This is a genomic window from Pantoea sp. USMM079 (assembly GCF_037153115.1).
Taxonomy (GTDB): domain Bacteria; phylum Pseudomonadota; class Gammaproteobacteria; order Enterobacterales; family Enterobacteriaceae; genus Pantoea; species Pantoea communis.
The window spans coordinates 16993-42103 of sequence record NZ_JBBCKX010000004.1 but is presented as its reverse complement, the minus strand read 5'-3'; the positions used below and the strand labels follow the sequence as shown (position 1 = coordinate 42103).

The 25111-nt window shown below is 52.7% G+C and carries 23 protein-coding genes and 3 tRNA genes; 12 read left to right on the top strand and 14 right to left on the bottom strand.

Annotated elements, in window-relative coordinates:
• Window positions 1–261: 261 nt before the first annotated feature.
• On the bottom strand, window positions 262–1374 hold the full coding sequence (ydiK, locus tag WFP70_RS08355; protein WP_211727840.1) for an AI-2E family transporter YdiK: 1113 nt from the start codon (window positions 1372–1374) through the stop codon (window positions 262–264).
• 206 nt (window positions 1375–1580) lie between these two features.
• Between ydiK and ydiJ the strand changes: the two genes are divergently transcribed.
• Complete coding sequence (gene ydiJ / locus WFP70_RS08350) at window positions 1581–4634, top strand: D-2-hydroxyglutarate dehydrogenase YdiJ (RefSeq protein ID WP_337023270.1); 3054 nt, start codon at window positions 1581–1583, stop codon at window positions 4632–4634.
• 30 nt (window positions 4635–4664) lie between these two features.
• Here ydiJ and WFP70_RS08345 read toward each other — a convergent pair whose 3' ends face one another.
• Complete coding sequence (locus WFP70_RS08345; protein ID WP_045813973.1) at window positions 4665–5069, bottom strand: hypothetical protein; 405 nt, start codon at window positions 5067–5069, stop codon at window positions 4665–4667.
• A gap of 390 nt (window positions 5070–5459) precedes the next feature.
• Between WFP70_RS08345 and sufA the strand changes: the two genes are divergently transcribed.
• The 7 genes from sufA to WFP70_RS08310 all read left to right on the top strand — a co-directional run bounded on the left by sufA (window position 5460) and on the right by WFP70_RS08310 (window position 12127).
• The gene (sufA, locus tag WFP70_RS08340; RefSeq protein WP_038647312.1) at window positions 5460–5834 is read left to right on the top strand and encodes a Fe-S cluster assembly scaffold SufA; all 375 of its coding nucleotides are present in this window, start codon (window positions 5460–5462) and stop codon (window positions 5832–5834) included.
• Window positions 5835–5839: 5 nt separating this feature from the next.
• Window positions 5840–7333: a Fe-S cluster assembly protein SufB gene (sufB, locus tag WFP70_RS08335; RefSeq protein WP_038647310.1), complete on the top strand. Its 1494-nt coding sequence runs from the start codon at window positions 5840–5842 to the stop codon at window positions 7331–7333.
• 39 nt (window positions 7334–7372) lie between these two features.
• The gene (sufC, locus tag WFP70_RS08330; RefSeq protein ID WP_034821684.1) at window positions 7373–8119 is read left to right on the top strand and encodes a Fe-S cluster assembly ATPase SufC; all 747 of its coding nucleotides are present in this window, start codon (window positions 7373–7375) and stop codon (window positions 8117–8119) included.
• Complete coding sequence (gene sufD / locus WFP70_RS08325; protein ID WP_038647308.1) at window positions 8094–9371, top strand: Fe-S cluster assembly protein SufD; 1278 nt, start codon at window positions 8094–8096, stop codon at window positions 9369–9371. Before sufC ends, sufD begins: the two co-directional genes overlap by 26 nt.
• The gene (gene sufS, locus WFP70_RS08320; RefSeq protein ID WP_337023271.1) at window positions 9368–10591 is read left to right on the top strand and encodes a cysteine desulfurase SufS; all 1224 of its coding nucleotides are present in this window, start codon (window positions 9368–9370) and stop codon (window positions 10589–10591) included. The genes sufD and sufS overlap by 4 nt, the downstream gene beginning before the upstream one ends.
• A 20-nt stretch (window positions 10592–10611) precedes the next feature.
• Complete coding sequence (gene sufE, locus WFP70_RS08315; RefSeq protein WP_038647304.1) at window positions 10612–11028, top strand: cysteine desulfuration protein SufE; 417 nt, start codon at window positions 10612–10614, stop codon at window positions 11026–11028.
• Window positions 11029–11089: 61 nt separating this feature from the next.
• A complete protein-coding gene (locus tag WFP70_RS08310; protein ID WP_058959750.1) occupies window positions 11090–12127 on the top strand; it encodes a L,D-transpeptidase family protein in 1038 nt (345 codons plus the stop codon).
• Window positions 12128–12196: 69 nt separating this feature from the next.
• Here WFP70_RS08310 and WFP70_RS08305 read toward each other — a convergent pair whose 3' ends face one another.
• From WFP70_RS08305 to WFP70_RS08280, 6 genes are all read right to left on the bottom strand, one after another.
• The gene (locus WFP70_RS08305) at window positions 12197–12433 is read right to left on the bottom strand and encodes a major outer membrane lipoprotein (protein ID WP_007374746.1); all 237 of its coding nucleotides are present in this window, start codon (window positions 12431–12433) and stop codon (window positions 12197–12199) included.
• Between the two features lie 305 nt (window positions 12434–12738).
• A complete protein-coding gene (gene pykF / locus WFP70_RS08300) occupies window positions 12739–14151 on the bottom strand; it encodes a pyruvate kinase PykF (RefSeq protein WP_337023272.1) in 1413 nt (470 codons plus the stop codon).
• Between the two features lie 344 nt (window positions 14152–14495).
• Window positions 14496–14572: transfer RNA gene (locus WFP70_RS08295), tRNA-Val, on the bottom strand.
• 12 nt (window positions 14573–14584) lie between these two features.
• Window positions 14585–14661 (bottom strand) — tRNA-Val (locus tag WFP70_RS08290).
• A gap of 3 nt (window positions 14662–14664) precedes the next feature.
• Window positions 14665–14741 (bottom strand) — tRNA-Val (locus WFP70_RS08285).
• A gap of 154 nt (window positions 14742–14895) precedes the next feature.
• Complete coding sequence (locus WFP70_RS08280; RefSeq protein ID WP_058959751.1) at window positions 14896–16269, bottom strand: MATE family efflux transporter; 1374 nt, start codon at window positions 16267–16269, stop codon at window positions 14896–14898.
• Between the two features lie 198 nt (window positions 16270–16467).
• Between WFP70_RS08280 and WFP70_RS08275 the strand changes: the two genes are divergently transcribed.
• On the top strand, window positions 16468–17118 hold the full coding sequence (locus tag WFP70_RS08275) for a riboflavin synthase subunit alpha (RefSeq protein WP_337023273.1): 651 nt from the start codon (window positions 16468–16470) through the stop codon (window positions 17116–17118).
• 48 nt (window positions 17119–17166) lie between these two features.
• On the opposite strand, the gene cfa is transcribed toward WFP70_RS08275, so the two are convergent.
• A complete protein-coding gene (cfa, locus tag WFP70_RS08270; protein ID WP_034821653.1) occupies window positions 17167–18315 on the bottom strand; it encodes a cyclopropane fatty acyl phospholipid synthase in 1149 nt (382 codons plus the stop codon).
• Window positions 18316–18624: 309 nt separating this feature from the next.
• Window positions 18625–19827, bottom strand: a complete 1203-nt coding sequence (gene punC, locus WFP70_RS08265; RefSeq protein WP_097119275.1) for a purine nucleoside transporter PunC — start codon at window positions 19825–19827, stop codon at window positions 18625–18627.
• A gap of 108 nt (window positions 19828–19935) precedes the next feature.
• Here punC and punR point away from each other — a divergent pair, with 108 nt between their 5' ends.
• Window positions 19936–20847 carry a DNA-binding transcriptional activator PunR gene (punR, locus tag WFP70_RS08260; RefSeq protein ID WP_337023274.1) on the top strand — a complete coding sequence of 304 codons (912 nt, stop codon included), beginning with the start codon at window positions 19936–19938 and terminating at the stop codon, window positions 20845–20847.
• On the opposite strand, the gene purR is transcribed toward punR, so the two are convergent.
• Window positions 20844–21869, bottom strand: a complete 1026-nt coding sequence (gene purR / locus WFP70_RS08255; protein ID WP_034821643.1) for an HTH-type transcriptional repressor PurR — start codon at window positions 21867–21869, stop codon at window positions 20844–20846. The two genes, punR and purR, sit on opposite strands and share 4 nt — an antisense overlap.
• A gap of 274 nt (window positions 21870–22143) precedes the next feature.
• Between purR and cydH the strand changes: the two genes are divergently transcribed.
• A complete protein-coding gene (gene cydH / locus WFP70_RS08250) occupies window positions 22144–22233 on the top strand; it encodes a cytochrome bd-I oxidase subunit CydH (RefSeq protein ID WP_097119278.1) in 90 nt (29 codons plus the stop codon).
• 85 nt (window positions 22234–22318) lie between these two features.
• On the opposite strand, the gene WFP70_RS08245 is transcribed toward cydH, so the two are convergent.
• Entirely contained in the window at window positions 22319–23104 is a 786-nt protein-coding gene (locus WFP70_RS08245) for a C40 family peptidase (RefSeq protein WP_045834204.1), read from the bottom strand.
• A 364-nt stretch (window positions 23105–23468) separates the two neighbouring features.
• On the opposite strand from WFP70_RS08245, the gene WFP70_RS08240 reads away from it, so the two are divergent.
• Window positions 23469–23804, top strand: coding sequence for a Grx4 family monothiol glutaredoxin (locus tag WFP70_RS08240; RefSeq protein WP_176505800.1), 336 nt, complete (start codon window positions 23469–23471; stop codon window positions 23802–23804).
• A 74-nt stretch (window positions 23805–23878) separates the two neighbouring features.
• On the opposite strand, the gene rnt is transcribed toward WFP70_RS08240, so the two are convergent.
• Together rnt and gloA are read right to left on the bottom strand one after the other, a co-directional pair.
• The gene (gene rnt, locus WFP70_RS08235) at window positions 23879–24547 is read right to left on the bottom strand and encodes a ribonuclease T (RefSeq protein ID WP_160834601.1); all 669 of its coding nucleotides are present in this window, start codon (window positions 24545–24547) and stop codon (window positions 23879–23881) included.
• Window positions 24548–24655: 108 nt separating this feature from the next.
• Window positions 24656–25063 (bottom strand): lactoylglutathione lyase, encoded by a 408-nt coding sequence (gloA, locus tag WFP70_RS08230; protein ID WP_034821634.1) that lies wholly within the window; start codon window positions 25061–25063, stop codon window positions 24656–24658.
• Between the last annotated feature and the right edge of the window lie 48 nt (window positions 25064–25111).

The window sequence follows — 25111 nt, the reverse complement described above, 5'->3', positions numbered from 1 at the left end:
TTAAAGCTGATAATCTTTTCTGAGCTTTTTTAACGGTTGCGCCTGATGATTCAGTTCGAAAAATAATCATTCCGTTAGCGAAATCCACCTAAAGCGCCTAAATCTGCGTTTTTTCTTAAAAATCGCTTATGAAAAATAAAGGGTGGTGCAGGCAATTATGTGACAGCGATTAAGTTGCTTTCAGCGCAGTAGGTAAGGCAAATCAGAAGTGGGAGAAGAAGGCGGTGCATTTATCTGCACCGCTCGCGGATAAGGTCAGTTTTAAGGTTGCTCTTCCTCATGTTCGGCAAGAGCTTCGATGGCCGTTTGCGGATCATCATCCGGAGCGGGTGCTTCATGCATCCACACGGAAACCAAACGATAAGATACCGCTAGCACCACCGGGCCAATAAACAGCCCGATCATGCCGAAGGCGATCAATCCACCGATCACACCGGAAAGGATCAGAATCATCGGCAGATCCGCACCCATGCGAATCAGCATCGGACGCAACACGCTATCGAGCGTACCGACTACACAACTCCACACCAGTAATATCGTGCCCCAGGTGGTATCGCCACTCCAGTAGAGCCAGATGATAGCCGGTACCAGCACCACCAACGGCCCCAACTGCACCAGGCACGTCAGAATCATTAGCACGGTGAGCAAGGTGGCATAAGGGATGCCGGAAATCGCCAGGCCAATGCCGCCTAACACACCCTGTACCAGCGCCGTCACCACCACACCCAGCGCCACGGCACGAATCGCTTGCCCAGCCAGCAGCACCGCCGCATCGCCGCGACGTCCGCCCATGCGATAAGCAAAGTGGCGAATGCCGTGGCCGACCTGCTCACCGCGCCAATAGAGCAACACGCTAAATAGCAGCATGACGGCGAGGTGAATCATAAAGCGGCCAAAGTGGCCGGCCTGCGCCACAAAGAAGCCGGTGGTGCGGCCAATGTAAGGTTGCAGCTGATTTAAAATCGCCGTCCCGCCGCCATCGACCATTTTGTGATAGCTGGAGTAGGTTTTGTTGCCGATATAAGGAATCTCACGCAGCCAGACAAAGTCCGGGAAAACCAGATGGCGTTGCGTGGCCCAGGCAATCACCGGCGCGCTGTTATCGATCAGACTACTCACCAGCAGGGCAATGGGAATAATAAACAGCAGCAGTAATAGAATGGTCATGGCGATCACCGCCAGCGATCGCCGTCCCCACAGCAAATGCTGCAAACGGATCATCAATGGCCAGGTCGCAATCACCACCATGCTGGCCCAGGCAAAGCCCAGAATAAAGGGTTGTACCACCCACAGGCAGGCGATGATCATGATGAGAATGAACATCAACGAGAACAGCAGTTGCGGTAGATCCATACCGCGTTGCAGGCTTTTCATCACAACGTTTTGACCTCAATTAATCCTTCGTGGTGGACCGCGTGGGCCCTGATCAATGATGAGCTATTTCCTGAAAATTAAACAGAAAAAAGCAGGTGTCGCGGAGGTCTTTCCTGAAAAAACAGCAGCCATTAAAAAAATATGATAAAACCAGTGGTTGAAAAAAATAACCACGCAAACGTTTACAACATCTCGGTCACGCAATAATGATCCCACAGATTTCCCAGGCGCCAGGCCTCGTTCAACTGGTGCTGACATTCCTGCAGTCATTAAAAGAACAAGGCTTTACCGGCGATGTCGCCACCAGTTATGCCGATCGTCTCTCGCTTTCTACCGATAACAGCATTTATCAGCTGTTACCCGATGCCGCGCTGTTTCCGCGTTCGACGGCGGACGTGGCGTTAATCGCTCGTCTGGCGGGCGAAACGCGGTTTAACAGCCTGGTGTTTACCCCACGCGGCGGCGGAACGGGTACCAACGGTCAGTCACTCAATCAGGGCATTGTGGTCGACATGTCGCGCTACATGAATCGCATCCTTGAAATCAATCCTGAACAGGGCTGGGTGCGTGTGGAAGCGGGCGTGGTGAAAGATCAGCTCAATGCCTGGTTGAAGCCTTATGGATTCTTCTTCTCGCCGGAGCTCTCCACCAGTAATCGCGCTACCTTAGGCGGCATGATCAATACCGATGCATCCGGGCAGGGTTCGCTGGTGTATGGTAAAACCTCGGATCACGTGGAGGGATTGCGGGCGGTTCTGCTCGGCGGCGATATCCTGGATACCCGCGCGATGCCCACCGAACTGGCTGAGCAATTAGCAACAACACCGACAGCAGAAGGGCGTATCTATCATCAGGTGCTGAATCGCTGTCGTGATCAGCGTGATCTGATTCTGGATAAATTCCCTAAGCTTAACCGCTTCCTGACCGGTTATGACTTGCGTCATGTGTTCAGCGATGACATGCAAACCTTCGATCTGACGCGTTTGTTATGCGGTGCAGAAGGGACGCTGGCCTTTATTACGGAAGCGCGTCTGGACATCACGCCGATCCCGAAAGTGCGTCGTCTGGTGAACATCAAGTACGACTCCTTTGACTCTGCACTGCGTAATGCCCCTTTCATGGTGGAAGCCAAAGCGCTGTCAGTGGAAACCGTGGACTCTAAGGTGTTGAATCTGGCACGTGAGGATATTGTCTGGCATTCGGTAAAAGAGCTTATTACCGATGTGCCGGACAAGGAAATGCTCGGCCTGAATATTGTTGAATTTGCCGGTGACAACGGCGAATTGATTGAACAGCAGGTCAACAGCCTGTGCGGTCGACTGGATGAGCTGATGGCGCAGCAGCAGGGCGGTGTGATCGGCTATCAACTGTGTAATGATTTAGGCGGTATCGAGCGCATCTATAATATGCGCAAAAAAGCGGTGGGCTTGCTGGGTAACGCCAAAGGGCGCGCCAAGCCGATTCCGTTTGTGGAAGACACGGCAGTTCCGCCAGAACAACTGGCGGATTACATCGTCGATTTCCGCGCCTTGCTCGATAGCCATGGCCTGAGTTATGGCATGTTTGGCCACGTGGACGCCGGTGTGCTGCACGTCCGTCCTGCGCTCGACATGTGCGATCCGCAGCAAGAAATGCTGATGAAGCAAATCTCCGACGAGGTGGTGGCGCTGACCGCACGCTACGGCGGATTACTGTGGGGTGAACACGGTAAAGGATTCCGCGCGCAGTACAGCCCGGAATTTTTTGGCGAGACGCTGTTCAACGAACTGCGCGCAATTAAAGCCGCCTTCGATCCTGATAATCGCCTGAACCCCGGCAAGATTTGCACCCCGCTGGGCAGCAACGAGCCGATGATGCAGGTGGATGCGGTGAAACGCGGCACTTACGATCGTCAGATTCCGGTCACGGTGCGAAATGACTGGCGCGGTGCCATGGAGTGCAACGGCAACGGCTTATGCTTCAACTTTGATGCGCGCAGCCCGATGTGCCCGTCGATGAAGATTACCCGCAACCGTATCCATTCGCCGAAAGGACGCGCGACGCTAACGCGTGAATGGTTGCGTTTGCTGTCAGAGCAGGGCGTTGATCCCTCGCAGCTGGAACAGGCGCTGCCTAAACAGGGTGCCAGCCTGCGCACACTGATCCAACGCACGCGTAACTCCTGGCACGCGAAGCAGGGCGAGTATGACTTTTCTCATGAAGTGAAAGAGGCGATGTCAGGCTGTTTAGCCTGCAAAGCCTGTTCGACGCAGTGCCCGATTAAGATTGATGTACCGGGCTTCCGCTCGCGCTTCCTGCAGCTTTATCACACGCGCTATTTGCGTCCGATGAGCGATCATCTGGTGGCCACCGTTGAGAGTTATGCGCCATTGATGGCTAAAGCGCCAAAGGTGTTCAACTTCTTCCTCAAGCAGCCGTGGGTGCGCGATCTGAGTAAAACCCACATTGGTATGGTCGATCTGCCATTGCTCTCCTCTCCAAGCCTGAAACAGCAGCTCGGCGGCCATCCGGCGATGAGTTTGACGCTGGAACAGCTTGAAGCGATGGATAGTGCGCAACGTGAAAACTGTGTACTGGTGGTGCAGGATCCGTTCACCAGCTATTACGAAGCGCAGCTGGTGACCGATTTCGTCAAATTGATTGAGAAGCTGGGTTACCGCCCGGTGTTATTACCCTTCTCACCTAATGGCAAAGCACAACATGTGAAAGGCTTCCTGCAGCGCTTTGCGCGCACTGCCGGCAAAACCGCCGAGTTTCTTAATCGTGTCGCCCAATTGGGAATGCCGATGGTTGGAGTCGATCCCGCAACGGTACTGTGTTATCGCGATGAATATCAGGAAGTGCTGGGTGAGCAGCGCGGTGAATTTAAGGTACAACTGGTCCACGAATGGTTGCAGCAGGCCTTAGATGCGCGTGCGGTTCAAACTGCCAGCGGCGAGGCCTGGTATCTGTTTGCACACTGCACTGAAGTCACTGCGCTGCCCTCAACGCCGAATCAGTGGCAGGACATCTTTGCGCGTTTCGGTGCGAAGCTGGAGAACGTCAACGTCGGGTGTTGCGGTATGGCGGGGACGTACGGACATGAGAGCAAGAACCTCGAAAATTCGCTCGGCATCTACGAACTCTCATGGCATCCGCAGTTACAGAAACTGCCACGTCAGCGTTGTCTGGCGACAGGTTTCTCCTGTCGCAGCCAGGTTAAACGCGCCGAGGGCAATGGCATGCGCCATCCGCTGCAGGCATTACTGGAAATGATGTAAACAAATTGTAGGAGTCGTCACAAAGCTGGATTAGAATATCCAGCCTGCGTGACGGACGAAATCACTCTGCAGGCTGGTGGCTTTATCCCACTCGCCGCTGAGCGCCAGTTGATGACACAAGCGAGTCAACGACAGGCGCGCCAGTTGATAGGCCTGAATACGGAATAAACGGTCGCGATCGGCATTGCCCATCTCCTGCACTAAGCGGTGATGGAGCTTGCCCATGGCATGCAGATAGCTTTGGTCGTCGCCGTTAAGCTCGCAGATTTCTGCCATGTCGAGACAGGTGTCGTTAAAGCGACGCAGTTGGTCAATAGTACAATCGGTGCGGTTGAGCTTAGCCTGAGCCATGTAGAAGTCGACGGTGATATCACGCACTGAAAACTTATATTCATCGATTTTGTGTTGTAACCAGGCTGAGACGGTAAGCGTCATGTCGCTACCTTAAATGGGTTAATGATAATCATTATCATATTCAACCGCGTCAGGAATGCAATTCCCGCAATGAAATTTTATTGATTTCCTTTGCCTGTTACTAAAATCGGCAATAACAATCTCTTTACATTGAAGAAAGGCGTAACCTATCAATCATGACGATGTCGTAAAGTTGAATTTCTAAATTTTACGTCATTTTAACGGGTTACGCGGGTGTGGCGCGCACGGGAATGCCGCTCACAAGCTCGATTGAAGAGACTATGCTTAATAAAGCAACAGTAAAAAACAGCACGAGATGATTATCCCTGCAAAACAAGAGGTTGAAGTGGTATCTGATATCACTACCATAGGGGGATAGCCTGAAAAGGCCCAGACTTACGAGGTAGCACTATGTCATCAGTAAATGCAGCTTCCTTTTCACCCGACGATTTCGTCTGGAAAGGGCTTACGCTGACCGAATCGGCAGCGAAACAGATTCTTAACCTGGTTGAGGCGGATCCTGAAGTTAAGGGCCTTAGATTGGGTGTGAAGCAGTCCGGCTGTGCCGGTTTTGGGTACGTTATGGATCTGACAAAAGAGCCAGCCGATGACGACCTGACGTTTGAGCAATTCGGCGCAAAATTATTTGTGCCTCTTCAGGCTATGCCGTTTGTTGACGGTACCGAACTGGATTATGTCCGTGAAGGCCTGAACCAGATTTTTAAATTCAACAACCCTAAAGCTCAGCACGCCTGCGGGTGCGGTGAGAGCTTTGGCGTCGAGTAAGTAAAATGTCACGACACAGCGAAGCATCTGACGATGTACAAACGTGGGAAGGTAGCCTGAATTATAAAGAAGGCTTCTTTACCCAGTTGCAAACCGACGAATTGGCACACGGCATCAATGAAGATGTGGTGCGTGCTATTTCGGCCAAACGTAACGAACCTGAGTGGATGCTGGAATTCCGCCTCAAGGCTTTCCGTGCCTGGTTAGAGATGGAAGAGCCACACTGGTTGAAAGCTAACTACGCCTCACTCGATTATCAGGACTACAGCTACTATTCCGCGCCGTCTTGCGGCAACTGTGATGATAGCTGCGCGTCTGAACCGGGTGCGAAGCAAACCTCTGGCAGCGTCGCGTCAAGCGATTACCTGACCAAAGAAGTGGAAGACGCTTTCAATCAGTTGGGTGTTCCGGTACGTGAAGGACGTGAAGTCGCGGTTGATGCGATTTTTGACTCCGTATCCGTTTCCACCACCTACCGTGACAAACTGGCTGAGCAAGGCATTATCTTCTGCTCATTCGGCGAAGCGATTCACGATCATCCAGAGCTGGTGCAGAAGTATCTCGGTACTGTGGTTCCCCACAACGATAACTTCTTCGCAGCATTGAACTCTGCTGTGGCCTCAGACGGGACTTTTGTCTACATCCCTAAAGGCGTGCGTTGCCCGATGGAGCTGTCGACTTATTTCCGTATCAACGCGGCGAAAACCGGTCAGTTCGAACGTACCATTCTGATCGCCGATGAAGACAGCTATGTCAGCTATATCGAAGGCTGCTCAGCCCCGGTGCGTGACACCTACCAGCTGCACGCCGCAGTGGTTGAGGTGATCATCCACAAAAATGCCGAAGTGAAATACTCCACCGTACAGAACTGGTTCCCGGGCGGTGAAGGCGAGGGCGGTATCCTCAACTTCGTGACGAAGCGTGCGCTGTGTGAAGGCGACCACAGCAAGATGTCCTGGACGCAGTCTGAGACCGGTTCAGCCATCACCTGGAAATACCCAAGCTGCATTTTGCGCGGTGACTATTCCGTGGGTGAGTTCTACTCCGTGGCGCTGACCAGCGGCCGTCAGCAGGCGGATACCGGCACCAAGATGATCCACATTGGTAAGAACACCAAGTCGACCATCATCTCGAAAGGGATCTCTGCCGGTAAGAGTGAGAACACCTATCGTGGTCTGGTGAAAATCATGCCAACCGCGACCAACGCGCGTAACTTCACCCAGTGTGACTCGATGCTGATTGGTGCCGAATGCGGTGCGCACACCTTCCCATATGTGGAAACGCGCAACAACACGGCACAGCTGGAACATGAAGCCACGACCTCGCGTATTGGTGAAGACCAGATGTTCTACTGCCTGCAGCGCGGCATTAGCGAAGAAGATGCGATCTCAATGATCGTCAACGGCTTCTGCAAAGACGTTTTCTCCGAGCTGCCACTGGAATTCGCCGTGGAAGCGCAAAAACTGTTGGCTATCAGCCTTGAGCACAGTGTGGGCTGATGCCACACGCGTTGCCGGAAGCAATGTGAAGGAAAGAGTATGTTAAGCATTAAAGATTTACAGGTTAGCGTTGAAGACAAAGAGATTTTGCGCGGTCTGAACCTTGAAGTGAAACCAGGCGAAGTCCACGCCATCATGGGCCCTAACGGCTCAGGTAAAAGTACCCTGTCTGCAACGCTGGCAGGTCGTGAAGATTACGAAGTGACCGGTGGTTCTGTCAGCTTCCATGGCAAAGACCTGCTTGAGCTGGAGCCAGAAGAGCGCGCGGGCGAAGGCATCTTCATGGCGTTCCAGTATCCGGTTGAAATCCCGGGCGTCAGCAACCAATTCTTCCTGCAGACCTCTGTGAATGCGGTGCGCAAATACCGTGAGCAGGAAGAGCTGGACCGTTTTGATTTCCAGGACTTCATCGAAGACAAAATTAAACTGCTGAAGATGCCTGAAGATCTGCTGACCCGTTCAGTGAACGTCGGCTTCTCCGGTGGTGAGAAGAAGCGTAACGACATTCTGCAGATGGCTGCTCTTGAGCCAGAACTGTGCATCCTGGATGAAACCGACTCCGGTCTGGATATCGATGCGCTGAAAATCGTCGCTGAAGGCGTTAACAGCCTGCGTGACGGTAAGCGTTCATTCATTATCGTGACCCACTACCAGCGCATCCTGGATTACATCAAGCCAGATCACGTGCACGTGCTGTATCAGGGCAAAATCGTTAAGTCTGGCGATTTCTCGCTGGTTAAACAGCTGGAGGAGCAAGGCTATGGCTGGCTTACCGACGAAGAGTGATAACGCCCTGCAACAGTGGCATCACCTGTTTGAATCGCGCGGTGAGGTGCGTTCTCTGCAGGCACAGCAGCACTGGCAGCAATTAATGCGTGTCGGCTTGCCGACCCGTAAGCATGAAAACTGGAAATACACCGCGCTGGATGGCCTGTTCGCCAACCAGTTCGTGTTGCCAGAAGCGCAGACCGTGACGGCGGAACAGGTTGCTGAGCTGGCGCTACCGGTGGATGCGGTGCGTCTGGTGTTTGTTGATGGCCGCTTCCAGCCTGAGCTGAGCGCGCGCGACACCGATCTGTTTGACGTGCAGCACAGCCGTGCGGCTGAACGCCGCCCGTTGCCGGCTGCGGTGCAGCCAGAAGTGTTCCTGCATCTCACCGAAAGCCTGGCGGAGGAAGTGACTTCCATTCGTCTGGCGCGCGGCAAATCGGCGGCACGTCCGCTGTATTTACTGCACATCACCAGCGGCAAAGCCGATGCGCTGAACACCGTTCATCACCGCCATCATCTTGAGCTGGAGCAGAGCGCCGAAGCTGAAGTGATTGAACATTACGTGACGCTGAACGGTGCGGCCCACTTTACCGGTGCACGCTTTACCTTTGCTGTCGCCGACAATGCCCAGCTGAAACACATCAAGCTGGCGTTTGAAGAGAGCAGTAGTTATCACTTTGCACACAATGACATCGTGATTGGTCGTGATGCACAGGTCAGCAGCACCAGCTTCCTGCTGGGTGCTGGCTTGTCTCGTCACAACACCAGCGTGCAGCTCAACGGTGAAAACACCCAGCTGTCACTGAACAGTCTGGTGCTGCCGATCAACGCAGAAGTGGCGGATACCCGCAGCTATCTGGAACACAACAAAGGCTACTGCCTGAGTCGTCAGCTGCACAAAACCATCTCGCGCGATAAAGGCCGTTCGATTTTCAACGGTCACATTAAAGTGGCGAAGCATGCACTGAAAACCGACGGACAGATGACCAACAACAACCTGTTGCTCGGTCGCCTGGCGGAAGTGGATACCAAGCCGCAGCTGGAAATCTATGCGGATGACGTGAAGTGTAGCCATGGTGCGACCATCGGCCGTATCGACGATGAGCAGATGTTCTATCTGCGCTCGCGTGGTATCCCTGAAGATGCCGCACAGCAGATGATTATCCATGCGTTCGCGGCTGAATTGACCGAACTGCTGGAAGAAGAACCGCTGCGCCAGCTGGTGCTGGAACGCATTAGTGCGCGTTTCCCTGGAGTTGAGTTATGACTTTCGATCTCGAACGAATCAGAGCGGAATTTCCGATTCTGAAACGTGAGGTCAACGGACATCCGCTGGCCTACCTTGATAGCGCGGCCAGCGCTCAGCGCCCGCTCGCGGTCATCAATGCGGAAAGTTATTTTTACCAGCACGGCTATGCAGCCGTGCACCGTGGCATTCACTCGCTGAGTGCGCAAGCCACCACCGATATGGAAAACGTGCGCACCCAAGCCTCGCGTTTTCTCAATGCGGCATCGCCAGAAGAGATTATCTTCGTTAAAGGCACCACTGAAGGCATCAATCTGGTGGCCAACAGCTGGGGCGGCAGTCAGCTGCAATCGGGCGATAACATCATCATCACGGAGATGGAGCACCACGCTAATATCGTGCCGTGGCAGATGGTGGCGCAGCGCACCGGGGCTGAAATTCGCGTTCTGCCGCTTAACGAGCAGGGCGAACTGGCTGTTGAGCAGCTGAGCGGGTTGATTGATAGCCGCACGCGCCTGCTGGCAGTGACGCACGTTTCTAACGTGCTCGGTACAGTCAATCCGGTGAAAGCCATCGTGGCGCAGGCGAAAGCCGCGGGTGTTGTCACGCTGGTGGACGGTGCGCAGGCGGTGATGCATCACAAAGTGGATGTGCAGGATATCGATTGCGATTTCTACGTCTTCTCTGGCCATAAAATTTATGGCCCGACCGGTATCGGCGTGTTGTATGCGCGTAAAGCGCTACAGGAGATCATGCCTCCCTGGGAAGGCGGCGGTTCAATGATCGATCAGGTGATGCTGCCAACCGGCACCACCTGGAACACTGCCCCGTGGCGTTTTGAAGCCGGCACACCGAATACCGGTGGCATCATCGGCTTAGGCGCGGCGCTGAACTGGATCAGTGAGCTGGGATTGGATGTCATCAACGAACGTGAGACCTCTCTGATGCGTTACGCATTAGATAAGCTCGCGTCGGTACCCGACCTGATTATCTACGGTCCGGCACAACGCAGTGGCGTGGTGGCATTCAACCTTGGTAAGCATCATGCCTTTGACGTCGGGAGTTTCCTCGATCAATACGGCATTGCCATCCGCACCGGACATCATTGCGCTATACCTCTGATGCGCCACTATGCGGTGCCCGCAATGTGTCGTGCCTCATTTGCGCTGTATAACAGTGAAGAAGAAGCCGATCGCCTGGCAGCAGGTTTGACGCGTATTCATCGTCTGCTGGGCGGTTGAGCAGATTTCAGGAGTTATCCATGGCGAATTTGCCAGAAAAAGAGAAGCTGGTGCGCAACTTTAACCGTTGCGCAAACTGGGAAGAGAAGTATCTCTACATTATTGAACTCGGTGCGAAATTACCAGAATCCTCTGAAAGCTTACAGCAGCCAGAGTATGTGATTTCGGGTTGTCAGAGTCAGGTGTGGATCCGCATGACCCCACAAGCTGATGGCACCATCGCCTTTGAAGGCGACAGTGATGCCGCCATTGTTAAAGGTTTGATTGCGGTAGTATTTAGCCTCTATCAGGGCTTGCAAGCGCAGGAGATTCTCGCGCTGGATGTCGGTCATTGGTTCGCAGAATTAGAGTTGACTCAACACCTCACTCCTACACGTTCTCAAGGATTGGAAGCGATGATTCGCGCGATCCGTCATAACGCTCAAAGCCTCAGCTAAGTTACACTCTCCAGACCCCGGCATGACCGGGGTCTGTTCCATCCGACAAAGAGAAAATTGCATGAAACCAGCGTTACGTTTAGCCGGTGCATTGCTGTTGTCCTGCTTCGGACTTTCTGCACCTGCATTTGCAACGGAATATCCCCTGCCAGCCGATAACAGCCGTTTAATTGGCGAGAATACCCTGACCACTGTCCCTGACGACAAACGGCCCTTAGAGAGCATCGCAGCGCATTATAAGATTGGGATGCTCGGCATGCTGGAGGCCAATCCTGGCGTCGATCCCTGGCTGCCCAAAGCGGGGACGCAACTGACGGTTCCATTACAAATGCTGCTGCCTGATGCACCCCGTGAAGGTATCGTCATCAACCTTGCTGAACTGCGTCTGTATTACTATCCAAAAGGGGAGAATCGCGTGGTGGTGTATCCAATCGGTATTGGCCAGTTGGGCGCTGCAACACCGAGCATGGTCACCAGCATCAGCCAGAAAATCCCCAATCCCACCTGGACGCCTACCGTTAATATCCGCAAACGCTACGCGAAAGAGGGCATTACCTTACCGGGTGTCGTTCCGGCCGGGCCAGACAACCCGATGGGCTTGTTTGCGATGCGTCTGGCGCGCGGTACCGGCCAGTATTTGATTCACGGCACCAACGCCGATTTCGGTATTGGGATGCGTGTGAGCTCGGGCTGTATTCGTTTGCGTCCGGATGATATCGAAGCGCTGTTCAACAGCGTGCCAAAGGGAACGAGGGTGCAGATCGTTAACGAGCCGATCAAGTATGCGGTGGAACCGGATGGCAAGCGTTACGTTGAGGTGCATCAGCCGTTGTCGCGCAATGAGAAGGACGATCCGCAAACCATGCCAATTGCGTTGACTGCGAAATCTAAGGCGTTTATCAATAGTCAGAAGAGTGATACCGCACTGATCAAAGAGGCGATGGCGCGTCGTTCAGGGATGCCAGTACTGGTGAGCAGCGGCGAACCCGTCACGCAGGACACGGTGTTGCCGGATGTGCTGCAAACACAGCAGAGTGGCGCTGGGGCAGGACAAGCGACCATTAGCCAGGCAATGGGTGAGAGTGGCGCTAAACCCTGATTCAGGAAGGACCAAAATCAGGACAAAAAAAATGGTGCCACATGGGCACCATTTTTCAAACCAGAACTCTTACTTACGGTAAGAGTGAGCCTGGTTGTCCAGACGCTGGTTAGCGCGAGCTGCGTCATCTTTAGCAGCCTGAACGTCAGAACGGATTGCGTTCACGTCGTTGCTCAGCTGGTCAACTTTAGCGTTCAGAGTCTGAACGTCTGAAGACAGCTGGTCGATTTTAGCGTTGCTTGAGCAACCAGCCAGCAGAGTTGAACCCAGAATTACCGCGCCCAGTACCAGTTTAGTACGATTCATTATTAATACCCTCTAGAATTGAGTTAATCTCCATGTAGCGTTACAAGTATTACACAAAGCTTTTTGAGTTGAGAATAAATTTTTGATGAGAACATGCTTAAATTTGATCGTTCGCTCAAAGAAGCAGCGTTTCGCAGAAGATGATGAAAATATTTAGCTAAAACAGAGAGATTTAATCGGACTAACCTTAATTGTGCGGGATATTGAATAGTTATTATCGATTGGAAAAATCTGGATTTTGTATTAGCGCAAGAATAAAAAAAGCGCCCCGAAAAGGCGCTTTTAAATAAAACTTCAGGCAAAAATCAGAGTACGTGGACTGAAGCGGTGTTGGTCGTGCCACTTGGAACCAGTGCACCTGATACCATCACCACAACGTCGCCTTTCTGTGCATAGCCACTTTCCAGCGCCATTTCCTTGCCAATACGGTAGAAATCATCCGTTGAGGCAATTTCAGTCACCAAACGCGTCTCCACACCTTTGCTCAGAATCAGCTGACGTGCGGTGGTCGCATTGGTGGTCAGCGCCAGAATGGTGGCATCCGGGAAGTATTTACGGATCGCTTTGGCAGACTTACCGCCTTCGGTCGCCACCACAATCACAGGGGCTTCCAGCTTTTCTGCTGTTTCCACTGCGCCGCGACAAACCGCTTCAGTAATGCGCAGTTTGCGTGAATCCTGCAGCTCACCGATGCGTGATTTCATTACGCGGTCGGTACGCTCACAGATGGTCGCCATGATGGTCACAGATTCCAGCGGATAACGACCCTTAGCACTTTCACCAGACAGCATTACTGCATCAGTACCATCAAGGATGGCGTTCGCCACGTCGCCTGCTTCCGCGCGGGTAGGGCGTGGGTTCTTGATCATCGAATCCAGCATCTGCGTCGCGGTGATGACCACTTTGCGTGCTTTATTACATTTCTTGATCATCATCTTCTGCGCGAAGATCACTTCTTCAACCGGGATCTCAACACCCAGGTCACCACGGGCAACCATGATGCCGTCAGAGGCTTCCAGAATCTCGTCGAAGTTGTTCAGGCCTTCCTGGTTTTCGATTTTAGAGATGATCTGGATGTGCTCGCCGCCGTGGGCTTTCAGGTGCTCGCGAATCTCCAGTACATCCGAACGTTTACGGATAAAGGAAGCCGCGACGAAATCAACGCCTTGCTCGCAACCGAAGATCAGGTCACGTTTGTCTTTTTCAGCCAGCGCTGGCAGCTGGATAGAAACACCAGGCAGGTTAACGCCTTTGTTTTCACCGAGGTCACCGTTGTTCAGCACATTACAGACGACCGTGTTTTCTGTGACTTCGGTAACCTGCATACCAATCAGGCCATCATCGACCAACACGGTGTTGCCGATTTTCAGGTCTTCGGTGAAGCCTGCATAGGTCACAGCAACACGTTCGCTGTGACCAATCACTGACTGATCGGTGGTGAAAGTGAAAGTCTGGCCGGCTTTCAATGAAACATCGTTGCCGCCTTCCAGTTTCATGGTGCGAATTTCAGGACCTTTGGTGTCCAGCAGAATCGCGGCCTGACGACCGGTTTTTTCCATGACGGCACGCATGTTAGTGATGCGCTGACCATGTTCGGCATAATCCCCGTGTGAGAAGTTCAGGCGCATGACGTTCATGCCCGCTTCCAGCAGTTGAGTCAGCATCTCTTCAGATTCGGTTTTCGGACCGATAGTACAAACAATCTTGGTCTTTTTCATGTCAGGTTTTCTGTAAGTTGTGATGGATGATAGAGGTCGGGATTCGCGGCGTTTGGCAGCGAAGTGAAAATGTGTATGGTGTTGGTTTGGATCGTACAGGAGTAAGAATAGGTGACAGAGGCTAAGCGTGCAGAGAAGTTATGCAGTACGCGAGGGAACTGGCAGAGCAGTGTTGCGCAAATCATTTGAGTTGTTGGCATAGGCACGTTAGCGCTGAAACCTTTCAGGTGGACAACGCGGCATAGTATAGACGCTAAGTATGCGAAAACCAATATAAAAGCTGAGAGAGAAAACGATGCAGATCAAGAAAAGGGGTGTTGCGCAAAGAGAGAGAAAACAAAGAGTGGTGCGCTCTAATGGACTCGAACCATCGACCCCCACCATGTCAAGGTGGTGCTCTAACCAACTGAGCTAAGAGCGCATCTTAGAAATTTGGTGCGTCCGAGTGGACTCGAACCACCGACCCCCACCATGTCAAGGTGGTGCTCTAACCAACTGAGCTACGGACGCACTTGGTGCGCTCTAATGGACTCGAACCATCGACCCCCACCATGTCAAGGTGGTGCTCTAACCAACTGAGCTAAGAGCGCAACATGCTGTCAGGGCGACAGCGGGGACGAATATTAACGGCAGGCCGCGATGCTGGCAAGGGAAAAAATGATTTTCCATGACGACTGACCAGCATCTGTGCGACCCGCTGTTTTTTTAGGCATTGCGGGGGCAAATAACGGCCTGTTCAGCGACTTAGCGGGCCGCGCGCGCCAAAATTATCTGCGCCGGCAAACGTTGCAACCGAAGAATACGCCAAATCATCATCACGGCAGCAGACGTCAGGCCGACAATAAATCCGCACCAGAATCCCGCCGGACCGAGTTGCGGTACCACCCAGTCGGTCAGCGCCAGAATATAACCCACCGGTAAACCCAGTACCCAATAGGCAATCAGGGTGATAAAGAAGATGGAGCGCGTATCTTTGTAGCCGCGCAGAATCCCGCTACCAATGACCTGAATGGAATCTGAGAACTGATAGATGGCAGCGAGCAGCATCAGTTGGGCGGCCAGCGTAATCACTTCTGGATTGGCGGTATACAGTGCGGCGATATGTTCACGGAAGGTGATGGTGAAGATCGCTGTGATAGCGGCCATGCTGATACCGACACCTTGTCCCGTCCATGCCGCCACGCGCGCCTGTTCCGTTGAGCCCTGCCCAAGACGATAGCCCACGCGGATGGTGGTCGCGACACCGAGTGACAGTGGCAGAACGAACATCAGCGAACTGAAGTTGAGTGCAATTTGATGACCCGCGACTTTGACGATCCCCAGCGGAGAGACCAGCAGTGCCACCACCGCAAACAAAGTGACCTCAAAGAACAGTGCCAGCGCCACCGGTAACCCGAGGGTAAACAGCCGAGACAAGATGACGCGTGAGGGCGGTGACCAGCGGCTGTTCATGCGAATATCGCGCATGCTCGCCATGCGTTTCAGCCAGAAACGCATCACCATAAACATCACCCAGTAAACCGAAGCGGTGGCGACACCACAGCCTACGCCCCCGAGTGCGGGCATACCGAAATGACCGTAAATAAAGACGTAGTTCAGGGGAATGTTAACCAGCAAACCTAAAAAGCCCAGCAGCATGGCTGGCTTGGTTTTTGATAAACCATCGCACTGATTACGCGCCACCTGGAAGAACAGGTAGCCGGGTGCACCCCACAGTAATGCATGGAGATAGCCTTCGGCTTTAGCCGCTAGTTGCGGATCGATATCGTGCATGGCATGAATCAAATAGCCGGCATTCCACAACACCACCATGATCAGCAATGCGACGGCCAGTGCCAGCCAGTAACCCTGACGCACTTGTTCCGCGATGCGTTCGCGGCGTCCTGAACCGTTGAATTGCGCAACGGTGGGCGTCAACGCCAGCAGAAGACCATGACCGAACAGAATGGCGGGAAGCCAGATAGAGGTGCCGACAGCAACGGCGGCCATATCCGTGGCGCTCACCGCACCGGCCATAATGGTATCCACAAAACCCATCGCCGTCTGAGCCACCTGAGCAAGGATGACCGGGATCGCGAGGGCCAGCAATTGACGCGCTTCTGTTAAATACTTCTGCACGTAACACCTGCTTAAATTAAGAAGAGAAGAGGGGAGATATCCCCAAAGAATGCGCGGCTAGTGTAGCGGTAGCGCTGCGTTCCACCAAACTTTGATCGCATTTTGTTAAGTTAATTGTGTAAAGTTTGAACTCCGGCAAATTAAACCGCGCTGCTCAAGCTGTGATAAACTGGCGCAAACTTCGCAGAGGCTGAGAGTATGTTTACTGGAATTGTGCAGGGCACGGCCGAAATTATCGCCGTAGAAGAAAAAGAGTTGTTTCGTACCCATATCGTACGTCTGCCGGAAGAACTTTTACCGGGATTAGCGTTGGGCGCCTCGGTGGCGCACAACGGCTGCTGCCTGACGGTGACGGCGATTGAGGGCGATCGCGTGAGCTTCGACCTTATCAAAGAAACCCTGCGCATTACCAACCTGGGTGAATTAGCGGTGGGCGATGTGGTGAATATTGAGCGCGCGGCGAAGTTCAGTGACGAAATTGGCGGACATTTAATGTCTGGCCATATTATGACCACAGCAGAAATCTGCAAAATCATCCAGTCTGAAAATAACCGTGAAGTGTGGTTTAAATTACAGGATGCTTCTCAGATCAAATATATCCTGCATAAAGGTTTCGTCGGTATCGATGGCATCAGCCTGACCGTGGGTGACGTCACTAAAAGCAAATTCTGTGTGCACCTGATTCCGGAAACGCTGGAGCGCACCACGCTGGGTGCGAAAAAACTGGGGCACAAAGTGAACATTGAGATCGATCCCCATACTCAGGCGATTGTCGAGACGGTGGAACGCGTTTTGGCCCAACGTGAAGCCGCGGCTATGGCGCTGGCGCAAGCCGCAGACGCTGAGTAATCCAATAAAAAAAGGCGCTGCGGCGCCTTTTTAAATTCTTATCCTTGATTACCGTGCAACGCGTAAACCACCTTCTTTACCGCGACTGAATACCACCTGCCACAATTGGATGTCACGCGCGCGGAAAGCGCCGGCGCAAGCATTGAGATAATAACTAAACATCCGTTTGAAGCGATCGCCGTATTTTTCTTCCAGTTGCGGCCAGGTCTTCTGGAATCGTTCATGCCATGCCATCAGGGTGGTGTCATAATCCGCACCAAAATTATGCCAGTCTTCCATAATAAAATGCTTCTCGCTGGCATCAGCAATTTGACGCACAGACGGTAAACACCCGTTGGGGAAGATATATTTATCAATCCATGGATCCACATTCATATCGGTGGTGATGGCACCAATGGTGTGCAGTAAAAATATGCCGTCTGGTTTGAGATTGCGATCGGCAACGTCAAAATAAGTGGCATAGTTTTTCGGCCCCACGTGTTCGAACATGCCGACGGATACAATGCGATCGAACTGCAAATTCAAATCACGGTAATCCTGCAGCAAAATAGTCACGTCCAGCCCTTCACAGCGCTGCTGGGCTAACTTCTGCTGCTCAGCCGAAATGGTGACGCCATGCACTTTGACGCCATAATTGCGCGCGGCAAATTCAGCCAGTCCGCCCCAGCCGCAGCCGATATCCAGCAACGTCATGCCGGGTTCAAGCTGCAATTTGCGGCAGATCATATCCAGCTTGGCATACTGAGCCTGTTCCAGTGTTTCAGCGTCTTTCCAGTAACCGCAGGAGTACTGCATAAAGGGGTCGAGCATCAGTGAAAAAAGATCGTTACCGAGATCGTAATGTTCTTTCCCGACAATCCAGGCGCGTTTCTTAGACTGTAAATTGGTTAAACGCGCGGCCGCAATACGCAAGGTATCTTTAAAATGACGTGGGAGTTGTTTATCCAGATGTTGTTGCAGAACGCGATGGAAAAAGACATCCAATTGTTCGCAATCCCACCAGCCATCCATATAACTTTCACCCAGACCTAGCGATCCTTCCTGCAAAACACGTTTAAAAAAATCCGGATGCTTGACCTGAATATCCCAGGGGCGTGTGCCATTGACTGCAACATCAGCGCGTTCCAGTAATTCGTTGACGATGCGAAACCAGTGGTTTTCTTCAAGGCTCACTTCTTCTATACACGATGAACTCATAGCTTCTCCATCACCCTTCCGATTTGAACCTGTGGAAATAATAGTCAATTTCCTAAGGCCTGTGAGAGAACTCACGGAAAATCCGTGCGCCAGATATCCGACGTTTTACAGAGGTATGAATCTGAATAGAAATGTCTGGCACCAATCAGGAGAGGAAGATCGTGCAGACGCCATCCCAGCGACAGGGTCGCTTAAAATTAATGCAATTATGTTATTGATTTGTTGCAGAAATGCTGACCCACTGATTATATGCTCACGTGGGTCAATATTCAACGGATTATCGTTAGTTTGCTAACGATAATCGTTGCATCAGTGATTATCTTCGCAGGGACGGGAGGTGTGAGCAATATCACTTTGTGCGTTTAAGCTGCGTTGCCAGATGAAGCCAGCCCAGGCCAGCACCACAGTGGCGACCATCACCAGTGTGGTGTTGTAGAGCGCCTGTTGTAATCCGGCAGAGACCAACAGGCTGGCGATAAAGCACAAACCCAGTTGCAGCAGATTTTGCAAACCTGCGGCTTTGCCCGTGGCGTGCGGAAAAGGCGCTAATGCGCTGGAAACCACAATCGGGTAAATGGCGCCATTGGCCAGTGCCATGCCACAGAAAGGCAGCAACAGAGCAATCAACGAAGGCGCAGGCAGCATCGCGACGACAAACAGACTTAATATGCTCAGGCTGTAAAGCACCAACAGCCACGGCAGCAGTTGCGATCCTTGATATCGGCTCAGCATCGCGCGGCAACCAAAGCCACCAATCAAAAATGCGATGGTTTGCGGAATATAGCTCAGACCAATATCGGCGGGAGTTAAACCCGCAGACGCCAGGATAAACGGCGAACCGGTTAGCCAGGCAAAGAAACTGGCAGAACAGGCAGAGTAGATCAGCACGTTGCCGCTGTAGACACGCGTGGAGAGCAGATTCAGCCAGCCGGGTTGCGGAGCATTATCTGCTTTGGCTTTTTTAGGCGCAGCAAGCTGCAGCGTGCCGATGACCAGCAGCACGGCAATGATCGTCAGCACGACAAAGATACTGCGCCAGTGGAAATGGCCCATCAGCCATGCACCTAACAAAGGTGCCAGCGCAGGAGAAAGGGCAACCAGTGGCATTATGGTAGCAAAAACTTTATTGGCCTGGGCTTTGGGGTAGCGATCGACCACCAGTGCCTGCCAGCTGACCGCGGCGGCGCACACGCCAACCGCCTGCACAAAGCGCAGTGCCAGCATCATATTGACGTCCGTCACCCATAACATCCCCAGGCAACCCAGGGCGAAAATCGTCAAACCTGCCAATAAAATGGGTTTACGTCCAAAGCGATCTGACAACGGTCCCCAGAATACCTGGGCGCAGGCAAAACCACCGAGAAACAGACTGAGGCTGGCGCTGATGGTGCCCGGCGCGGTGGCGAAGTCACGCTGCATATCGCCAAAAGCAGGCAGATACATATCCGTAGCGAGGAAGCCGAGCATGCTGAGCACGGCAAGATAGGGCATAAATCCTTTTGACGACAACATAGTAATTCTCATTGGCAGATTGAACGTCGGGGAGTGTAAAAGAGTGCGTCATTCTTTGTGAAACGCTAATATTTGCGCAGTGCTGTTAAAATTTTTGAAGGCAAAAGTATGTGGTCTGAGTATGCGCTGGAAGTAGTGGACGCCGTCGCGCGCAATGGCAGTTTCAGCGCAGCGGCGCAGGAATTACATCGCGTGCCCTCTGCCGTCAGTTACACGGTGCGCCAGCTGGAAACCTGGCTGGCCGTGCCGTTGTTTGAGCGTCAGCACCGTGAGGTGGTGTTAACCCCGGCGGGCGAGCATTTTGTGAGGGAGGGGCGATCTGTTATCAAAAAAATGCTGGCAACCCGCAGGCAGTGCCAGCAACTGGCGAATGGCTGGCGCGGACAGCTCAGTATTGCCGTGGATTGCATTGTAAAACCCCAGCGTACCCGTCAACTGGTAAAAGACTTTTACCGGCATTTCCCGGATATAGAATTGATCATCAGCTACGAGGTATTTAACGGTGTATGGGATGCCTTAGCGGACGGACGGGTCGATGTGGCGATTGGCGCCACCCAGGCGATCCCTGTGGGTGGACGTTTTGCCTTTCAGGATATGGGGGCCCTAAACTGGCGTTGTGTGGTCAGTCCTGATCATCCTCTGGCCGCGAGTGCCGATCTCAACGAAGAAGCGCTGCGTGCCTGGCCATCGCTGGTACTGGAAGATACCTCTCGCGCATTACCACGACGCATGACCTGGACATTGGATAATCAGCGGCGTTTAGTGGTGCCAGAGTGGGAAACAGGGATGGATTGTTTGCAGGCGGGATTGTGCGTGGGCATGGTGCCGGGCCACCTCGCGCGACCTTTACTCGACAGTGGCGCGCTGGTGGAGCTATCACTGCCGCAGCCGTTTCCGGAAAGTCCCTGCTGCGTCAGTTGGTCAGAACAGCGTGCGTCACCCGCGCTGGAGTGGTTACTCGCCTATCTTGGCGATGCTGAAACGCTGAACCACGAGTGGCTCAGCGAAAATCAGCTTTAACGGCGGTAATCACGGAATGGACCGTCCGCCACGGAGCGACGCTCAATCAGTGTAGGCTGGACCTCAATGGTTTGCGGCTCTTCGCGTTTGCTGGTGATGCGATCCAGCAGCATTTCCAGCGCTTTTTTGCCCAACTCCGCTTTCGGCTGGTGAACTGTAGTGAGCGCAGGGGTGAAGTAGCGCGCGTTGCGCACGTTATCATAGCCAATCACGGATATGTCCTGCGGCACGCGCAGTCCCATCTCATCGGCGGCACAGATCGCGCCCATCGCCATGATATCGCCCCCGCAGAACACGGCGGTCGGACGCTGTTTCTGATTAAGGATCTGCTGCATCGCCTGATAACCCGATTCTGGCTCGAAGTCGCCCTGAACAACCCATTCAGGCCGCACGGTCACACCGCCTTCGCTCATCGCCTGCAGGAAGCCCGCATGGCGCCCGCCGCCGGTGTTGCGCTCCATTTGACCCGGAATCGCACCGATATCTCGGTGACCGCGCTCGATAAGGTAGCGTCCAGCCAGGTAACCCCCCTGGAAGGCGTTATCCTGTACGGTATCGGTGAAGTCGCCGCGAGAGGCGCCCCAGTCCATCACGACCATCGGAATGTTGCGGTTGTCTTCCAGCATCTGCAGCAAATCGTCAGGATACTCGGAGCACATGACTAACAGACCATCCACACGCTTTTGCGCCATCATCGACAGGTAAGCGCGCTGCTTTTGCAAATCGTTATGTGCGTTGCCCAGAATCAAGGTATAGCCGCGTTCGAAACAGTGGTTCTCAACCGCTTCGATAATTTCGGCAAAGTAGGGCGCTTCGCTGGAAGTGGCTAACAGTCCCAGCGTTTTGGTGTGATTCACCTTCAGACTACGCGCAACGGCGCTCGGCGAATAGTGCAGCTCTTTAATCGCTTCCCATACGGCGTTACGCGTTTCCTCTGCAACAAAACGCGTTTTGTTGATGACATGCGAAACGGTGGTGGTAGATACACCCGCGCGTTTCGCTACATCTTTAATTGTTGCCATGAAAAAAGTACTCCCCGGCTTATCGCAACTTACTGATAAGTATATTGTTAAACGTTTGCGTCTGCGAAGGGTTTTATGCCCTAAAAGGGGGGGCAAATCTGCCGTTTCAGGCAGGGAAAATCACTTCAGCAGGCTGTAAATACAGCATGCGCAAAATCAGTTGCGCAACGAAAGGCGGCGATTCTAGCAAGCCAGCGCGGATAAGACGAGATTTTTGCCCACCGCTGTGCGAAAATTGTTTTAACCCTAATAAATGTGTGACTAAGGAGTAGTGATGAGTACAGATTTAAAGCTGGCGCTAATGACCACGGTTGGCGCACTGTTGATGATTATTGCGTTTAGCTTTACCGCCATTCTTCATTAATTCAAAGCGCATCAATAAAAAAAGCCGGCACTGATTAAGCGTCCGGCTTTTTTTGTGGCGAGAGCCACAGGATGTTGCGCAACAATTAGCGAATAGTTTTTGGAGTCATCATACGGCGCGCACCGACATAGTGTTTCTGCCAGTAGTCTTCGCCCAATGCGCTAATCTGAATGTCTTTACCGGTGCGGGGTGACTGAATGAATTTACCGTTGCCGAGGTAAACGCCCACATGATCGGCAGTCCCGCGATTATTGATGCGGAAGAATACCAAATCTCCTTTCTCCAGCATCTCACGCTTAATGGGCGCGGCATCGTGCAGGTGATACATCTCATTCGCCGTGCGTGGGAATTTGTATTTGACGAGATCTTTATAGGCATACCAGACTAAACCACTGCAATCGAAACCGGTATGGGGTGAGGTGCCACCCCACTGGTAAGGCTTGCCCAGTTGTCCCATCAACTTCGTCATCGCGGTTTCGCGTGCCTTTTGGTAGCGCAGGCGGTGGGATTTGCTCATCTTGATGCCAGTGAGTCCCTGAACTTCATCGTCCACATCTGGGGACTTTTTCGCGAGGCGTTGATGGCCATACTTTTTAAGTGGCGACTTCAGCAGGGATTTTTTGCGGCTGGATTTGTTTAAGGCGGTTTCGGTTTTACTCTGCTTTTTCAGCTTGAGCTTCTGCACGGTGGTCAGGCGAGACTTTTTAGCCGTTGTTTTAACCGGGCGTCGCTTGCGGCGCTCATCTTCACGCGCACTTTTTTTCTCAGCATTATGCAAACTGGCATTAATCGGGGCATGCTGCGAAGCAGAAGCCACGTTAAAGAACAGTTGGGCAAAAGCCAGTATGAAAAGCGTAATCAGTAAACGCATAGTCCGGTTACAGGTTAAGCAGTCTGGCAAAAAGCAGGCTGCGGCAGAGTAAGAGAAATCTGATCAACGATCAGCGCCGAAGCAATTCTAATCCACTTTTTTTCCAAAAGGTAAGGCCTTTTTCTATTAATCTGTTACCAGGCAGATAATGTCGCTAAATTGAGCGATTTCAGCTGTTTAACGCAGCGAAATTATTGCTAATTATTAATTTGTTCATGCTTATTAATGATAGGAAAATGTTATCTGTACACTCAGCACTTAACAAACATGGCGATCAGCCGGTCGGTAACGCAAAATCCCGTTTTCAGTGCGGGGCTGAAGTCGCTACAATAAACAAACACGAAGTGAAGGATTAAGGAAGGCAATAATGAGTACTGTTGAAAAAATTCAGCGCCAGATCGCAGAAAACCCGATTCTGTTATACATGAAAGGTTCCCCGAAACTGCCAAGCTGCGGTTTCTCTGCACAGGCTGTGCAGGCGCTTTCTGCCTGTGGTGAGCGCTTCGCGTATGTGGATATTCTGCAAAACCCGGATATCCGTGCAGAATTGCCAAAATACGCCAACTGGCCGACTTTCCCGCAATTGTGGGTGGATGGCGAGCTGGTCGGCGGTTGCGACATTATCGTTGAGATGTTCCAGCGTGGCGAATTGCAGCCGCTGGTGAAAGAAACCGCTGAGAAGTATAAAGAAGCGGAATAATTGAGAAGGCCGACACATGTCGGCCTTTTCTTTGCGTACTCATCCGGCAATCAGCCAATCAGCCAATCAGCCAATCAGGCAGAGGCATCGTCTTCAGCCTGTTCTTCACTGAAAGCCAGTGGCCAACCCCCCAAACGTTTCCAGCGATTCACCAACTCACAGAACAGCGTGGCCGTTTGCTCGGTGTCGTACAGCGCGGAGTGCGCCTGCGTGCTATCAAACTCCATCCCCGCCGCTTTGCAGGCTTTTGCCAATACCGTCTGCCCCAACACCAAACCGCTCAGTGCCGCGGTATCAAAGGTCGCAAACGGATGGAAGGGATTACGCTTCAGGCTGGCGCGCTCGGCGGCGGCCATCACAAAGTTCAAATCGAAAGTTGCATTGTGCGCCACGATAATTGCGCGATTACAGCCATGATCTTTGGTGCCTTTGCGCACCATCTTGAAGATAGCATGCAGCGCTTCGTATTCGCTCACCGCGCCGCGTAAAGGGTTGGAGGGATCGATACCGGTAAACGCCAGCGCCGCAGGATTCAGGATCGCGCCTTCGAACGGCTCAACGTGAAAGTGCAGGGTTTCATCACGGTGTAACCAACCGTCCTCATCCATCTTGAGCGTGGTGGCCGCAATTTCCAGCAGTGCATCGGTTTGCGCGTTAAAGCCGGCGGTTTCGACGTCAATAACCACAGGATAAAAACCACGGAAGCGTTGATGAAGAGCGTTTAAGGCGTTCGATTCAGACATCAGGATCTCATAGCAAGAAATGGGGCAGCGCGCATTATGGCAAAAATTACAGGAGGGTGCAGCAGGAGAGGGAAGTCAGCCTGCAAATTAGCAGACTGACTAACGGCATCAGTGACCGAGGCCGTGACCAGCATGTTTGTTTTCGATCAGCTCGATTTTGTAGCCATCGGGATCTTCAACAAAGGCAATAATGGTGGTGCCGCCTTTTACCGGACCGGCTTCACGCGTCACGTTGCCACCGACACTGCGGATGCGCTCGCAGGTCTCAGCGACGTTATCGACGCCCAGCGCGATATGACCATAAGCATTACCGAGGTCGTACTTGTCCACGCCCCAGTTGTAGGTCAGTTCGATCACCGCGCCTTCACTCTCTTCGGTGTAACCCACGAAAGCCAGGGTGTATTTGTATTCGGTGTTTTCGCTCTGACGCAGTACGCGCATGCCCAGCACACGGGTATAAAAATCGATAGAACGTTGCAGATCGCCAACGCGTAACATGGTGTGAAGTAAACGCATAACATCCTCTTTTGAAAAGTCATCAGGGAATGACAAAGACTAGCAAGT